The organism is Exiguobacterium sp. s102 (genome assembly GCF_018618635.1).
GTDB classification, from domain to species: Bacteria; Bacillota; Bacilli; order Exiguobacteriales; family Exiguobacteriaceae; genus Exiguobacterium_A; species Exiguobacterium_A oxidotolerans.
In genome coordinates this window covers 154452-169829 of sequence record NZ_JACSML010000004.1, presented here as the reverse complement: position 1 = coordinate 169829, position 15378 = coordinate 154452, and the positions used below count along the sequence as shown (strand labels likewise).

Annotated in this window: 12 protein-coding genes; 6 read left to right on the top strand and 6 right to left on the bottom strand. The window is 44.9% G+C overall.

From position 1 onward, the window contains the following. The first annotated feature begins 1 nt into the window (after position 1). Positions 2–1312 carry a diaminopimelate decarboxylase gene (lysA, locus tag KNQ02_RS11900; protein WP_214766733.1) on the top strand — a complete coding sequence of 437 codons (1311 nt, stop codon included), beginning with the start codon at positions 2–4 and terminating at the stop codon, positions 1310–1312. Between the two features lie 121 nt (positions 1313–1433). Here the strand turns inward: lysA and KNQ02_RS11895 are convergent, their stop codons facing one another. Next, positions 1434–2633 carry a LysM peptidoglycan-binding domain-containing protein gene (locus KNQ02_RS11895; RefSeq protein ID WP_214766731.1) on the bottom strand — a complete coding sequence of 400 codons (1200 nt, stop codon included), beginning with the start codon at positions 2631–2633 and terminating at the stop codon, positions 1434–1436. Positions 2634–2825: 192 nt separating this feature from the next. Between KNQ02_RS11895 and KNQ02_RS11890 the strand changes: the two genes are divergently transcribed. After that, positions 2826–3953 carry an ABC transporter ATP-binding protein gene (locus tag KNQ02_RS11890; RefSeq protein ID WP_088836311.1) on the top strand — a complete coding sequence of 376 codons (1128 nt, stop codon included), beginning with the start codon at positions 2826–2828 and terminating at the stop codon, positions 3951–3953. After that, entirely contained in the window at positions 3950–5533 is a 1584-nt protein-coding gene (locus tag KNQ02_RS11885; protein WP_088836312.1) for an ABC transporter permease/substrate-binding protein, read from the top strand. Before KNQ02_RS11890 ends, KNQ02_RS11885 begins: the two co-directional genes overlap by 4 nt. A 132-nt stretch (positions 5534–5665) precedes the next feature. Here the strand turns inward: KNQ02_RS11885 and KNQ02_RS11880 are convergent, their stop codons facing one another. Both KNQ02_RS11880 and KNQ02_RS11875 read right to left on the bottom strand, forming a co-directional pair. Further along, a complete protein-coding gene (locus KNQ02_RS11880; protein ID WP_214766729.1) occupies positions 5666–5863 on the bottom strand; it encodes a hypothetical protein in 198 nt (65 codons plus the stop codon). A gap of 108 nt (positions 5864–5971) precedes the next feature. Then, a complete protein-coding gene (locus tag KNQ02_RS11875) occupies positions 5972–6511 on the bottom strand; it encodes a gamma carbonic anhydrase family protein (protein ID WP_214766727.1) in 540 nt (179 codons plus the stop codon). A gap of 127 nt (positions 6512–6638) precedes the next feature. On the opposite strand from KNQ02_RS11875, the gene ade reads away from it, so the two are divergent. Both ade and KNQ02_RS11865 read left to right on the top strand, forming a co-directional pair. Then, on the top strand, positions 6639–8375 hold the full coding sequence (gene ade, locus KNQ02_RS11870) for an adenine deaminase (protein ID WP_088836315.1): 1737 nt from the start codon (positions 6639–6641) through the stop codon (positions 8373–8375). A gap of 248 nt (positions 8376–8623) precedes the next feature. Beyond that, complete coding sequence (locus KNQ02_RS11865; protein WP_088836316.1) at positions 8624–8881, top strand: hypothetical protein; 258 nt, start codon at positions 8624–8626, stop codon at positions 8879–8881. A 98-nt stretch (positions 8882–8979) separates the two neighbouring features. Here the strand turns inward: KNQ02_RS11865 and KNQ02_RS11860 are convergent, their stop codons facing one another. Both KNQ02_RS11860 and KNQ02_RS11855 read right to left on the bottom strand, forming a co-directional pair. After that, positions 8980–10614, bottom strand: a complete 1635-nt coding sequence (locus KNQ02_RS11860) for a peptide ABC transporter substrate-binding protein (protein ID WP_214766725.1) — start codon at positions 10612–10614, stop codon at positions 8980–8982. Positions 10615–10722: 108 nt separating this feature from the next. Further along, positions 10723–11406 (bottom strand): MgtC/SapB family protein, encoded by a 684-nt coding sequence (locus KNQ02_RS11855; protein WP_088838422.1) that lies wholly within the window; start codon positions 11404–11406, stop codon positions 10723–10725. A gap of 114 nt (positions 11407–11520) precedes the next feature. Between KNQ02_RS11855 and KNQ02_RS11850 the strand changes: the two genes are divergently transcribed. After that, on the top strand, positions 11521–12918 hold the full coding sequence (locus tag KNQ02_RS11850; RefSeq protein WP_204251430.1) for a basic amino acid/polyamine antiporter: 1398 nt from the start codon (positions 11521–11523) through the stop codon (positions 12916–12918). Positions 12919–13329: 411 nt separating this feature from the next. Here KNQ02_RS11850 and KNQ02_RS11845 read toward each other — a convergent pair whose 3' ends face one another. Continuing rightward, the gene (locus tag KNQ02_RS11845) at positions 13330–15369 is read right to left on the bottom strand and encodes a sensor domain-containing protein (RefSeq protein ID WP_214766723.1); all 2040 of its coding nucleotides are present in this window, start codon (positions 15367–15369) and stop codon (positions 13330–13332) included. Positions 15370–15378 lie beyond the last annotated feature (9 nt).

Sequence of the window (15378 nt, the reverse complement as noted above, 5' to 3'; positions counted from 1 at the left end):
TATGTACGGAAGCTCGTATTTGACGGAACAAGACAACACGCTTCAAATCGATGGTGTCGCAGCAACAGATTTAGCAGCACAATATGGAACACCCCTTTACGTGATGGCAGAGCGTGAACTGACAGACCGTTTAGCGACCGTACGAGATGGTTTCTTAACGAAATATCCGAATACGTATGCTTCCTTTGCTTCAAAAGCGTTGACGATTGGTGCCGTCTATCAGCAAGTCGTACGTCACGGACTCGGAATCGATGTCGTGACGGGGGGCGAGCTTTACATCGCGCGTCAAGCGGGTGTACCGGCAGAACGGATCTATTTCCACGGCTCGAACAAATCGACGCAGGATTTACGGTATGCCGTCGAAGAAGGCGTCGGAAAAATCGTCATCGACCATTACGGTGAGATTGCACAGCTCGAACAAATTGCAGCAGATGCTTGTCAGACGGTAAACGTATTGATTCGAATCGTCCCCCAGGTCATCGGTGGGGCACATACTAAAATTCAGACGGGCGGCGTTGATACGAAATTTGGGTTCTCGACCCATGATGCCTCGTATCTTGAAGCCGTTCGGGCAATCTTAGCGTCGGAACATCTTGTCCTGCTCGGTATTCATTGTCACGTTGGATCACAAATCCAAGATCTTTCGTTGTTCGAGCGGACGGCGCGGACGATGATGGGGTTTGTCGAAACGATTCGTCAAGAAACGGAATTCACGGCGAGCGAAGTCAACGTCGGCGGTGGATTCGGGATTGCATATACGAAAGACGATGTCCCGCTTAACTTTGAGCAAACGATGGAGCACGTCATGGCAATCATCGAGGAAGAGTCGACACGACTTGGAATCGAACGTCCACGGATTGGGATTGAACCAGGGCGGTGGGTTGTCGCGAATGCCGGGACGACACTCTATACGGTCGGGGCGATTAAAGAAGTCCAAGGGGTTCGGACGTATCTGTCTGTTGATGGCGGCATGGCAGACAATATCCGTCCTGCGCTGTACGGTGCAGTCTACGAAACAGTCATCGCCAATCGGGTGACAGGAACGCTGCGCGAAGTGACGGTCGTTGGTGCTGCTTGCGAATCCGGCGATTTAGTCGCAGAAAAAGCGCAATTGGCGGAACCGGCTAGCGGGGATACGCTGGCGGTCTTCGGGACGGGTGCCTATAATTTCTCGATGGCGAGCAACTACAATCAATTTTTACGTCCGGCAGTCGTCTTCGTCAATCAAGGGGAAGCGCGGGAAGTCGTCCGGCGCCAAACATATGCGGATCTCGTTACGTGTGATCTCGGTCTAGAAAACGTACGATCTTAATAAACAGCAAGCCTTCCCCGTCGACCGAAACGAGGAAGGCTTGCTGTTTTAAATTTCAGGAGACAGGTTTATCTGCCGAAAGATGGTGTTTCGAAACGTTTTGAGGGAACATCAAGTCAAATTATTTGGATGGGATGACCAATACTTGTCCGATTGAAATCAAGCTGACATTCGTAATCTTATTCGCTGCTGCGAGCGAGCTGACTGTCACATTGTACTTACGGGCAATCGCATAAAGCGTATCTCCACTTTTGACGGTATAAGAAGTCGTTGTTGGGGGAGGTGTTGTTGACGTACCGGGAATTTTTAACACTTGACCAACAGAAATCAAATTGAGGTTAGTGATGTTGTTTGCTGAAGCGAGTGCACTGACGGAAACGTCGTACTTCCGAGCGATAGAATAGAGTGTATCCCCGCTTTTGACGGTATAAGAAGTCGTTGAGCTTGGGGGAGGTGTCGTCGACGTACCGGGAATCGTCAAGACTTGTCCGACAGAAATCAGGTTAAAGTTGGTGATGTTATTTGCTTTAGCTAAAGCGCTGACAGAAATGTTATAGAGGTTTGCGATTTTATAGAGCGTATCGCCAGACTTGACGGTATACGTTTTACTACCTGAAGTCGGGAGTTGCAGTAATTCAGAAACCGTAACGAACGTATACCCTTTAGCTTTCAGTTGCGTAATCATTGAAGGAAGGGCGGTTGGGGTTCCGGATGCACCGGCACCCGTATGCATTAAGACGATCGATCCCGGAACGATGTTCGGAATGACGCGGTTCAAGATTGCGGTAGAACTGATTCCTTTCCAGTCCGTCGTATCGATGTTCCATTGAATCGTTTTCGTGTAACCTGCATTACCGACGGCTGCTAAAACAGCACTGTTGCTTGCACCAAATGGAGCCCGGAAAATTGGTTTTGTTGTCTGTCCCGTTAATGAGTTAAGCAGACTTTCCGTCCGTGTCAATTCACTTGTCATCTGACTTGCAGACAAAGTCGTAAAATCGGGGTGACTGTAGGAGTGATTTCCAATTTGATGCGTCGGTGTTGCATTCGCGATATTTTTGATCGACTGTGGGTGATTCGCGGCACCGGCACCGGTCAGGAAGAAGGTTGCTTTGACATTGTTACTTTTTAAGATACTGAGAATTTTACCGATGTTTGTACCATCCGCCCCGTCATCGAACGTCAATGCCACCACTTTGTTCGTTGTCGAACCTTTCGTGATGAATGTTGAGCTAGCTGCTTCGACTGGTAGCTGATAACTGGATAATGGAATGAACATCAGTAACAAGACAACAAGTAACCGAAGCCATTTTTTTCGCATTATGATTTCCTCCTTTTCAGTCCGCTGACACTTCCGCAAACGCTTTACTTATCATTACCCTTTTTTAACAAAAAAAACAGAACAATTCCCGTTTATTTCGAGATTTAAACAAAAAAACGAAAAATATTGTTTGAATTCAAAAAAAATAGGGAAAACATAATATATGGAAATAGTAAAAGGAGTGAAATATGGATGATCGAATTTAAAAATGTCGGGAAGCAATTTAAGGACAATGTTGTCTTAAAAGGCTTAACGCTAGAAATCAAAGCGGGTGAACTCGTTGTATTCATCGGTCCGAGTGGCTGTGGAAAAACAACATCGCTCAAGATGATCAACCGTTTGATTGAGCCCTCTTCAGGAACGATTTTAGTGAATGGGAAGGACATCATGAAGACGGATACGATTGAACTGAGACGCCATATGGGCTACGTCATTCAACAAACCGGTCTATTCCCACACATGACCGTTCGTGAAAATATTCAATTGATTGCCGGTCTTGAAGGAAAAGATCACGATCAAATGGATCAACGGACAGAAGAACTTCTCCAAATGGTCGGCCTCGACCCGAAACAATTCATTGACCGTTACCCAAGCGAACTCAGTGGTGGACAACAACAACGTGTCGGTTTTGCCCGTGCATTGATGAATGATCCAGATGTTATTTTAATGGACGAACCGTTTAGTGCGCTCGACCCCGTTACCCGCAACGACCTCCAAGAAGAATTATTTAATCTCCAAGAAGAAGTAAAGAAAACTATCGTATTCGTCACCCATGATATGGATGAAGCGATCAAGCTAGCCGATCGGATATGTATCATGCGTGATGGGGAAATTGTTCAATTTGATACACCCGAAGAAATTTTACGACATCCAAAAGATGAATATGTTGAATCATTCATTGGAAAAAATAAAATTTGGAGTAGTCCGGCGTTCATTAAAGCAGAAGATATCATGATTGAAGATCCCGTCTCAATCAGTGGTAAGCGGACGTTGCTGCAAGGGATAGAAATCATGCGTGGACGAAAAGTGGATAGCCTGCTGATTACAGATCGTGATCGTACATTACAGGGAATCGTTAAATTGAAAAACATCCAAACGGTTTCAGATAAGAGTCAACGAATTGAAGAAATCATGGAAGGTGAACTTGTTGCCGTCGATGAACAGGATTCACTGCTTGATGTATTAGAAGTAATGAACCATGAAGAAACAGGTTATTTACCTGTAACGAACAAAGCCGGTCAATTACGCGGCTTGATTACACGAAGTAGCTTGCTTTCCGTCTTGAGTGAGCAGTTCATTCAGGAGGAGGAAGTGCAATGAGTGGATTTTTTGACTATGTAAAAAATAACACTGATCAAATCTGGAACTTATTACTTGAACACTTACAGCTGACCGTATTTGCGGTCGTCATCGCAGTTATCTTAGGGATTCCGCTCGGTATTTTAATTACGCGTTATCAACGGTTCGCTAAACCAGTCCTCGCCTTGACGAGTGTCGTTCAGGCGGTTCCGAGTCTCGCGTTACTTGGTTTCTTGATTCCGTTCATCGGGATCGGCTCGACACCGGCGATTATCATGGTCGTCTTGTATTCATTACTCCCGATTGTCAAAAATACGTACACAGGTTTATCAAGTATTCCGGGAGATATGTTGGAAGCTGCAAAAGGGATTGGACTGACCGAACGACAAGTTTTAGGAAAGGTTCAAATTCCGCTTGCCCTACCGATCATGATGGCCGGAATTCGGATTTCTGCCGTTACAGCGGTTGGATTGATGACGATTTCTGCGTTCATCGGTGCCGGTGGACTTGGTTATCTTGTCTTCTCCGGTATTCAAACCGTTGATAACAATCAGATTTTAGCCGGTGCGATTCCAGCAGGTATTTTAGCGCTTGCGATTGACTTCATCGTCAGCCGGATTGAATATTCGGTCGCACCAAACGGAATTAAGCTGGCAGACGGACGGGTCAAAAATCGGACACGTAAACGTCGCAAAGCGATGTCGGCCGGTAAGAAAATCGCAATTGCGAGTATCGTCGTTTTATTAATTGGTGGAACGGTTGCGTATTCGTTCTTGAAGCCGGATAAAATCGTCATCGGTTCAAAGAACTTTACGGAACAATTGATTTTAGGGAACATGTTGGCTGATTTAATCGAAGATAAGACCGACTTAGAAGTTGAACGTCAATTAAACCTCGGTGGTACAAAAGTTGCCTATGGTGCGCTTGAGACTGGAGAAATTGACGCGTATGTAGACTATACGGGGACGCTTCTGATCGATGTACTCAAACAAGAAGTAGAAACGGATCCAGAAGTCGTGTATGAAAAAGTTAAAAAAATGATTCCAGCGAAAAGTCAGGTCGATGTCCTCGATCCGATTGGTTTCAATAACACGTACGCATTAGCGATGACAAAAGAAGACATCGAAAAATATGATTTGAAAACAGTCTCTGATATGGCTGCTGTCAGTAATCGTCTGATTCTTGGTTCAACAATTGAGTTTGCGAATCGTGAAGACGGATACCTTGGCTTGAAAGAGAAATATCCGGACATGAAATTCAAAGATGTCCAGCCTGTTGATGGTGGGCTTCGTTATACGGCATTGACGAATGGAAAAACGAACGTCATCGATAGTTTTTCGACAGATGGATTGTTGAAGAAATTTGATTTGACGGTCCTTGAGGATGATAAAGAATTCTTCCCACCGTATTACGCGGTTCCAATCGTTCGTCAAGAAACGTTGGATGAACATCCAGAATTAAAAGAAGTTCTCAATATGTTAAAAGATAAAATCACGGATGAGAAGATGCAAGAATTGAACTTTAAGGCTGACGTCGAAAAAGAACGACCAGAAGATGTTGCACGTGAGTTCTTGATTGAAGAAGGTATGATTAAAAAATAATAAAAAGAGAGCCGAGGCGGGAATCCGCTTCGGCTCTTTATATGCGCGCTGACGCGCTATATCGTTTTGGAAAATAAGATCATTATTTTTTGATTCGACTAGCGAGCCAAGCGCGAACGGTGTTTTGCTGAATCATACACGTTCTTCCTCTCTTGGTTGAGTTGTTCCTGAACTCAAAGATTTTTGCTCGGCATCATTAATAATACGCTGTTGGACTTCAATCGTCAACCAATCTGCTTCGTGTTCAGGTAATGTAGGAAGACCATAACTTGGATTGCTCGTCGACAAAAATAAATCAGACATCAATCGCTCTGCGAATAATGGAATCATCTCATATCCCCCTCAATCTCGATTCATGTGCTACACCTTTAGTGTACGTGCAACATGTAAACGAACGAGAGGAGAAATGTTAAAAACAGGTGAATATTGTAAGTGTTTTCACAAGGGTGTCATATCTTCAGATAAAGGTACACAATCAGCAGCGTACTGTTGTCCGCGCTTGATATATTTTTTGACAGTCCGCTCCATGATGAACCGGTCGTGATCATTGATTTCGCGAATGACTTTTGCAGGGACGCCCATGACGAGCGAATTCGGAGGGACGACCATTTTAGGTGGAACGAGGCTACCGGCAGCGACGAACGAACCGGTTCCGATTTCTGCTTCGTCTAAAATTGTGGCTGACATGCCGATTAATGCGCCTTTTCGAATGATGCCTCCGTGAATCATGGCCATATGTCCAATCGTGACATCATCTTCGATAATCGTTGAGTATTCCTCATATTGATGAATCATCGAACCATCTTGAATGTTAACCCGCTCCCCGATTGAGATGAGCCCTTCATCCCCGCGGATGACGGTGTTGAACCAGACACTTGAATCTTTCCCGATCTCGACTTCACCGATGACTTTTGCACCGTCTGCGATATATACGCTTGGATCGACCTTTGGAATTAAGTTTCCGACGCGATACTTCATGATTGCTTGTCCTCACTTTCGATTAAGAATTACCTCTTTTATCTTGAACTCCCGAAAAATAAATTGCAACTGCTTACAATCTAATTGTAAGATGGTAAAAATACCGGTCATTATAGGAGGATATAGGATGGATACTACAGTTCGAGCACGACTTATCGCGATTGCTGCGAAAAAACAGAAAGCGGCAATTGTCTATCAAGGCATTCAGGTCATTGATGTGATGACACGTGAGACCTATCAAGCGGATGTCGCAATCGATTCAGGCTACATCGCCGCCGTTGGGGACGGCTATGAAGGTGAAGAGAACATTGATGGAACGGATCAATATATCGCACCGAGTTTCATCGATGGACACGTCCATATCGAATCTTCGATGGTGACACCGAGTGAATATGAACAGGCCATCTTACCGCTCGGAGTGACGACGGTAATCGCCGATCCACACGAAATTGCTAACGTCAAGGGAGCGGACGGTCTACAGTTCATGTTAGATGACGCGGAACAGCTTCGTCTTGATGTACGGATGATGTTACCGAGCTGTGTTCCGGCGACGTCGTTCGAACACGCAGGGGCGTCGTTAAAGGCAGCCGACTTAGTACCGTTCGTCAATCATCCGGGTGTCCATGGCTTGGGAGAAGTAATGGATTACCCGGCGGTCGAACGTGCCGATGCGGACATGCTACAGAAAATCGAGCAGATTGAAGCAGCAGGAAAGCTCGTTGATGGTCATGCAGCAGGTCTTGGTGCACGTGAAGTCAATATCTACGGGGTTGCCGGCATCCGGACGGATCATGAAGCGGTTACGAAAGAAGAAGCGCTCATACGTGCACGCAGAGGTTTGTATGTCGAAGTCCGTGAAGGATCGGCAGCCCGGAATTTAAAAGAAGTACTTGATGCCGTAACGGAAAGCAATGCGAGTCGCTTCTTATTCTGTACAGACGATAAACATTTGGATGATACATTACGTGAGGGAACGATCGACTACAACGTGCGCTATGCGATCGAGCATGGGATTAAACGGGAAACGGCATATGCGATGGCATCACTCCATGCAGCAAATGCCTATGCATTACAAGATCGCGGGGCAATCGTCCCAGGACGCCGGGCGGATTACGTTCTTTTGACGGATCCTGATCGTGTAGTGATTCGTGAAGTGTTCGTAAAAGGCGAACCGGTCGCTCGGGATGGTAAAACAATCATTACGTCTCCAAAAGTAACGGTCCCACCTAATTTGCGCGGTGAATTAAAAACGAAAGAAATCACGGACACAGTGTTTGAACTGCCACTCGCGCACCCGAAAGCAAATGTTATCGGAGTTATTCCGAAAAGCATTGTTACGAACCATCTCGTGTTGGATGTGCCCGTCGTCGATGGAATGTTTGTGCAGGATACAGCGCAAGATTTATTAAAGATTGCTGTCATCGAACGCCATAACGGAACAGACTTCTCAGCAGTTGGCATTGTCCAAGGATTCGGTATGAAACGTGGAGCGATTGCCGCGACGGTCGCCCATGATTCACATAACCTCGTCATCGTCGGTACTTCAGATGCGGAGATGAAGCTTGCAGCAGAGCGTCTCGTTAAAGCGGGGGGAGGCGTCATCGCGGTCAAAGGTGAGGACGTCTTGGCAGAACTGCCACTTGAGATCGCCGGTTTGATGACGAGTCGTCCGTTCGAGGAAGTCGGAGCTACGTTAGAAAAGTTAAACGATGCACTGGATGTACTAGAAGCGGATCGTTCATTCAATCCGTATTTGACGATGTCGTTCCTTTGCTTACCCGTCATTCCGAACTTGAAATTGACGGACAGCGGACTGTTTGACGTCAAAACCTTCCAACATATTAAGACGCAGGCCCCAAAATAAAGAAACACGAATTAAAAAAGGTGAACACTCACTACGACTAGTGTTCACCTGCTTTATTGATTTCCTTCCCGCCTCAAATCCCATCATTCCTTTACATTTGTTATTGAAACTTAATATTTTCCAAGTTGAATCATTATCTGATCCTTGTTATAGTTGTTTTTATATCATCTGTGAAAAACATCACTTTTAGTGAAACTTTTTAACCCTTGATTCGTAAAATATAAAAGAAAAAAGGAAGGAAGGATCGTATGGATAAATCGTATTTTGAAGGACATCAAGAACTGATTGCTTGCGTCTATCGCTCGTTTATCGACCAATTTCATGAGTTGCCAGAGCGGCGTCGAACAAAACGTCAACTGCGAAACCTTGCGTTTTCTGTCATCCGTCAAGCAGGTCCGACCTATCAAGAGCGAACGGTGTTGTATGAATTTTTCGCCGAGTTTTTCAGAGCAGTAGAAGAGGGACAACATGAAAAAATTGAATTCTATAAACAAATCGCACAGTAAAGACCCCAGACGGCTCCGGCAGAAGGGGTCTTTGTTGTTTTACAAAATAAAAAAATCCAAAAACCCACCGGAATGGATTTTTGGATTTCATATGTTACTTACTTAACTTCCATCCATTTAAAGCTCATGTCAGCACCAAATGGGTGGCGGTATAATTTGTCGATATTAGCCCGTTGCAAGTAAGCTTCACCTTTTTGATAGATTGGAGCAATTGCATAATCTTCTGCGAGAAGCATTTTTTCAGCTTCTTGAAGATCAGACCAACGTTTTGCTTCATCTGTTTCTTTTTTCGCATCTTTAACAAGTTGATCAAACTCTTTATTCGAGTAGTTCATCCGGTTAAAGCTTCCGTCCGTTAACCACATGTCGAGGAACGTCATTGGATCCTGGTAGTCAGGGCCCCAGCCGGCAGCGGAGATGTCATAGTCACCTTTTGACTCAAGATCAAGGAAGTTTTTGAACGGTTGTTGCTTGATTTTGACCGTCAAGCCAGGCAAGTTCTTCTCGAGATCACCTTTTAAGAATTCAGATACCTTTTTGAAGGCATCCTCATCTCGTGAAAGCATATCGAGTTCAACTGTTTTAACACCTAACTCTTTTAGACCGGCCTCCCAGGCTTTTTTCGCCTCTGCAGCGTCAAAGCTTTGAAGGTCTGGGTATTTCGCACGGAAGTCTTCGCCGTCCGGTGTGAACGTGAAATCTTTTGCGACGATGAAGTTCGCAGGTTCTGATCCATCGTTCAGGATGACATCTGTGATGCCTTGCTTCTCGAAACCAAGTGCAAGGGCTTTACGGATGTTCTCATTTTGAAGTGCTTTATTTTTCTGGTTGAAGCGTAAGAAATTGATCCGTGCGTCTGGACGTGTTTTGTAGTCTTCTGACTGTTCGTATTGTGAAACGAATTCAGAAGTGATCGGTGCGAAATCAACTTCTTTTGACTCGAATAAGTTGACGCCGGTCGAGATTTCTTTTACGACCTTCACATCGATTTTATCCATTTTGACGTTTGCTTTGTCCCAGTAATCTGGATTCTTTTTGTATGTCCATCCGGCGTTCGATTGCCAATCTGACAAGATAAAAGGTCCATTGAAGTTCATCGATTCAACATTCATCGCGAATTTGTCGCCTTTTTCTTCGACGAATGATTGCTTAAGTGGTAAGTACGTAGGGAAACTCGTCAAACCAAGGAAATACGGTGCAGGTGCTTCGAGCTGAACTTCGAGTGTTTGTTCGTCGATTTTTTTGACGCCGAGTTCGTCGAGTTCTGCTTCACCCGCCATGATTTTATTGGCATTTTTCAAATCCTGTAAGATGTACGCATATTCAGCGCCTGTTTTCGGATCAAGTGCACGTTTCCATGAGTAAATGAAATCATCCGCTGTGACCGATGAACCATCCGACCATTTTGCGTCTTTGCGTAGTTTGAAGGTATATGTTTGTTTATCATCGGATACTTCAACACTTTCAGCCATCCCAGGCGTTGGTTTATTTTCACCATCCAGACGATAAAGGCCTTCGAATACGTTGTTTGTCACGATGATTGATGTCGAGTCCGTCGTTTTCGTTGGATCGAGTTGTGGGACATCCGTTGTAGAGATAAATGTCACTTCTTGTTTTTTGTTACCATCTGATGACGAGCTACCGTTCGATTCATTATCCTGACCACAAGCTGCTACTGCGAGTAGCGCCATGCTCGATAAGCCAGCAAAGGCGATTTTAGTCTGTTTCTTCATGTGAAAAATGACCCCCCGATTAATTTAAAATAATTTCAGAAAAGTTTGAACATAATGTAAATTTAAGTGAAAATGGATGAAAATGCAACATAAATTTTCTGATAATTCTCACTGATCAAGGTCTATTTGCCCAATTCCGAGCGATTTCAAGTAGTCATAAAGTATGAAAATCGTGACACGGTGAGGCGAGTACATCCGCAATGTCAATTGCTGTGGCGTGCCGCGTAAACGAATATTCGTAATCCGGACCCCTTGTTGTTCGAGCGCTTTTTTAACCGTTTCTGCATCGAGTGTTTCCGGTAAAGTCAAATGAGCGACGATGACGTTTGCTTCAAACCGGCTGTTGTTGAATCGTTTCATGATCCAGGTGATACTTTCGAGCGAAACGAATAGAAAAAGTACGAGAAAGCTTGACTCAATAATGAATCCTGCACCGACGGCAATCCCGATGCCGCTCGCTGCCCAGATAATTGCTGCTGTCGTCAAACCACTGACGATATCATGTGGACGTCGGAGGATGACGCCGGCTCCGATGAATCCAATTCCGGCGACGATTTGGGCGACGATTCGCATCGGATCCATCTGGACATGAGAAGCAATGTTTTCATAAAAAATAACGGAGTTGATTGAAACGATGGTTAACAGGCAACTGATCAGGGTAATTACGAGGCTAGTACGTATACCAACTGGCTTGTTTTTGACTTCACGTTCGAATCCGATAATGATTCCAAATGTTGCGGCAATCATTAATTTATATAAGTCCTCTAGTTGGAACGAATGCACCCATGCCATCATCATCAAATCCTTTCTTTACATTGAAGTGGGTTTTGTTATAATGAACTTTGTGTCTTCGAATGAATATACGTTTAATATGAATAGATATACAGATTTGGAGGAAGTGTTTACATCATGAATCAACAAAAGATTGGTTTTTTTGCATTAGCAGCAATGGTCATCGGTTCGATGGTTGGAGGGGGAGCCTTTAACCTGCCAGGAGCGATGGCTCAAAAAGCAAGTGCTGGTCCGATTTTAATCGGTTGGAGCATTACAGGGCTCGGTATGATTATGTTGGCATTAGTTTTTCAGCACTTGGCGAATAGTAAGCCGGAGCTTGAAGGTGGTATTTATGCGTATGCACGAGAAGGCTTCGGTCGTTTCGTTGGTTTCAATAGCGCTTGGGGGTACTGGGTATCCGCCTGGATCGGTACCGTTGCGAATATCACGTTAGTCTTTAATGCACTCAGTTATTTCTTCCCGATTTTTTCAGCGGAAAATCGACTATTTTTATTGATGATGAGTGTCGTCGTCGTGTGGGGACTGTTTTGGATTGTCTCGAGTGGGATTAAAGAAGCAACACTCGTTAACTTGATTACGACAATCGCTAAGCTTGTCCCCATCCTAATCTTCATTCTGCTCGTTGGGATTGCGTTTAATGTACGCACGTTCAATCTTAATTTTTGGGGAGAGGGAACGGAGCTTGGATCGATTTTTGAACAAGTGAAGGGAACGATGCTTGTCACGCTTTGGGCATTCGTCGGGATTGAGGGAGCCGTCGTCTTATCGTCACGTGCGAACAAGCGGAGTGATGTCGGTAAGGCGACCGTGACAGGTCTCGTCGGCGTACTCGTCATTTACATCTTGATTTCAGTGTTATCACTCGGTGTCCTGACGCAAGAGCAACTAGCCGGATTAAATGAACCGACAATGGCGTATGTTTTGGAAGCCGCAATCGGACCGGTCGGTGCAACCATCATCATGATTGGATTAATTATCTCGTTGTCTGGTGCTTTGCTCGGTTGGACGATTTTAGCTTCAGAGATTTCCTATCTTGTCGCAAAAGATGGAGCTTTTCCAAAAGTGTTCGCGAAGACGAACCGGAACGGAGCACCCGTCGGCGCATTGCTTATCACACAAATTGCGACACAACTCGTTGCGGCGGTTGCTTTGTTCTCGGCCCAAACGTATCTTGTTTTATCGAGTATTGCCGGGATCTGTGCACTTTTACCGTACTTGTTGTCGGCGATCTATAGCGTTCGTTTCTCTAAGGCGGAACGCAATACGAAGATGTTGATTTTCTCTATTATTGCTTCCTTCTATTCGATTTGGCTCGTGTATGCGTCGGGTATTTGGTACATCGTCATTGCAGCATTGGTTTATGCTCCGGGTATCATTGCCTACTCGTTAGCAGAACGTGAGCAAAAACGTAGTGGCATGTCACGTTACGAGATGATCGCGAGCGGTGTGCTCGTAATTTTAGCGGGGATCGCCATTTATGGTATGATCGCTGGTCAAATCCAGTTGTAATCGTAAAAAAGGGCTGACTATTGAGTCAGCCCTTCCGACTGTAGACAACGTGCTATCGGGAGATCAAGCATCTTTTTTCGTTGCTTTCCTCGGGCGAGGCGCAAGCCGTTGCTCCTTGGATCCTAGCGGACAACGAGCAGGGTCTTGCCTGCCTCTGAACGTGCGTCAAAAACGCATTTTTCCCCATAGGAGTCAACGAAATGTGACGCTTTTTAGATAACACCGTGACGGAAAGCCGGGCATGGAGACGGTTTAGAGCGCGAAAGATTGCCGCTTTGAAGACGAGGCGAGACAGGGAAGCGCGAACGGATTGCATCTCGATACCGCATGTTTGCGCTTCTTAATAATTTGTCTACACGCTGAAGGGCTGACTTTTGAGTCAGCCCTTTTTGTATTGTTAAACAAGCGATATCAGCTAGTTGAGGAATTAAATCGTTTGTCGACCTCGTCGACGGATAAAGGTTTTGCGAAGATGAATCCTTGCATCTGTTGACATGATGTTGTTTTTAGATACGCTTCAGCGCTGGAAGTTTCGACTCCTTCCGCAACTAAATTAAGGTTCAAATTCCGACCTAGTTGAATAATGGAATCTAATAATCCTACATTTCCAACGTCAATCCCATCAATAAAAGTTTTATCGATTTTGAGTTCATCAATTGGAAAAGCACTTAAATATTGAAGTGAAGAATAACCTGTTCCGAAATCATCGATGGACAGGCGGAAACCGAGTGACTTGATCAATTGCATCCGTTCGAGTGTTCGCTGCGTTTGTAGGATAGCGATGTTTTCTGTCATCTCAAGCGTCACTGAGCGAGGCGAGATTATTTTATTTGAAATCAAGTGTTGGAGCGTCCGGATAAAGGAATCGCTTTGGAACTGGTGGGGGGAAATGTTGATGGCCATCGTCAGCTTAGGATCAATCGTCTGTTGCCACTTGGCTAGTTGTTCGCACGCCTCGAGTACGACCCAGTTATTGATGGGTGTGATGAGTGCTACTTCTTCGGCAAGCGGAATGAACTCAGCCGGCGGAATACTTCCGAGTGCTGTATGATTCCAACGCAGCAATGCCTCGAAGCCATTCACACGTCTCGTTTTCAAGTTGATGATTGGCTGATAAGCGAGTGAGAACGCGCCATCTTCCAAAGCTGTAAATAAAGAACGTTCAAGCTGTACTTTTCGTGTAAATTGTTGATCCATTTCATGTGTTAAATATTGAATCGTTCCTGTTCCGACAGCTTTTCCTGAGTATAGTGCCATTTCTGATCGCCGGAATAAATCTTCGAGTGAACTGGCCTCTGACGGATAGAGCGTGATTCCGAACGTACAGGAGATGATTAATGAATGACCATTAATGTAGTAAGGGCGTTGAATGACTTGTTGGAGCTTACGGACGAGTTGGAACAACATATTTCTGTCGGAAGCGGGAATGAGTAGACCGAATAAATCACTCATTGGATGAAAGGTTAAGGTACCTTCTGTCTGCTGTGAGAGACGAATGGCTAATGCTTGTAAAAGTTGATCACCGATGTGCGTTCCGAACGAATCATTGATGACTTTGAAACGATCGATATCAAATAAGATTAAAGCGAGCGGCTGAGTGGGTGAAGCGTGATTGAACATTGTTGCACCTTCTCTTAAAAATCCACGTCGATTGAGTAAGTGCGTCATTTCGTTATGGTGGACTAGAAAATCAAGTTCCTCTTCAAGACGCGTTGTTTCGGTCACATCAGTCCCGATAAATAGGTGTTGGAACCGGACACCGGCCGCATCATAAATCGGAATAAGTGTCGCTTGGAGAAACTTTTTTTCGGACGATGACGTTTCAATCGGTACTTTTCCGGACCAGGCTTTTTTTTGTTTAATTTGCGAGCGGATGGTCATCAATACTTCGTTTTCGGCTGCACTGAGCAACTGCGTCCAAGGGCGCTTGATTAGCTGATTCGGACAAAAACCTGTGAAATCGACCATGTTGGCGTTCGCATAAGCGATAGTGCCCCGTGCATCCAAAACGAGGACACAGGCGATTTGATCAAACGCATAGCGTAAGTCCATCAATCCTTGAAAGAGCGGTTTCGTACCAGAATGTTGAGCGGTTGAAGGAAGACTACAAAAAGAAGCACCTATGACGTATTCATCGCTATCGTCAAACAGTGGTGTGATCAACATTGTCGAGGTCATGCTTGTACCTGTTTTGTGTAAAAAATACGTGTTCGGAAGTTGAATGGCCTGACGACGTTCTAAAAATGATTTCCAAATCTGTTCACTAAAAGCAACGTCTTCCGGATTTAATAACGGAAGTGTTCGACCTAACACTTCATCTGCAGACCATCCCCAATAGTCTTCAGCCGAAGGGTTCCAGATACGAACGGTTAAATCCAGATTTAAGATGAAGGCAGGTAAGGGGAACTTACTCATGACGACTTCATAGGAATCAATGGTCGAACGGTCCATTACATGCAC

Bases quoted from the DNA above. Each gene is read 5' to 3' on its own strand.
- KNQ02_RS11860 (WP_214766725.1), bottom strand. From the start codon at position 10,614: ATGAAGAAACAGACTAAAATCGCCTTTGCTGGCTTATCGAGCATGGCG.
- KNQ02_RS11885 (WP_088836312.1), top strand. From the start codon at position 3,950: ATGAGTGGATTTTTTGACTATGTAAAAAATAACACTGATCAAATCTGG.
- KNQ02_RS11865 (WP_088836316.1), top strand. From the start codon at position 8,624: ATGGATAAATCGTATTTTGAAGGACATCAAGAACTGATTGCTTGCGTC.
- KNQ02_RS11875 (WP_214766727.1), bottom strand. From the start codon at position 6,511: ATGAAGTATCGCGTCGGAAACTTAATTCCAAAGGTCGATCCAAGCGTA.
- KNQ02_RS11845 (WP_214766723.1), bottom strand. From the start codon at position 15,369: ATGGACCGTTCGACCATTGATTCCTATGAAGTCGTCATGAGTAAGTTC.
- ade (WP_088836315.1), top strand. From the start codon at position 6,639: ATGGATACTACAGTTCGAGCACGACTTATCGCGATTGCTGCGAAAAAA.
- KNQ02_RS11880 (WP_214766729.1), bottom strand. From the start codon at position 5,863: ATGATTCCATTATTCGCAGAGCGATTGATGTCTGATTTATTTTTGTCG.
- lysA (WP_214766733.1), top strand. From the start codon at position 2: ATGTACGGAAGCTCGTATTTGACGGAACAAGACAACACGCTTCAAATC.
- KNQ02_RS11855 (WP_088838422.1), bottom strand. From the start codon at position 11,406: ATGGCATGGGTGCATTCGTTCCAACTAGAGGACTTATATAAATTAATG.
- KNQ02_RS11890 (WP_088836311.1), top strand. From the start codon at position 2,826: ATGATCGAATTTAAAAATGTCGGGAAGCAATTTAAGGACAATGTTGTC.
- KNQ02_RS11895 (WP_214766731.1), bottom strand. From the start codon at position 2,633: ATGCGAAAAAAATGGCTTCGGTTACTTGTTGTCTTGTTACTGATGTTC.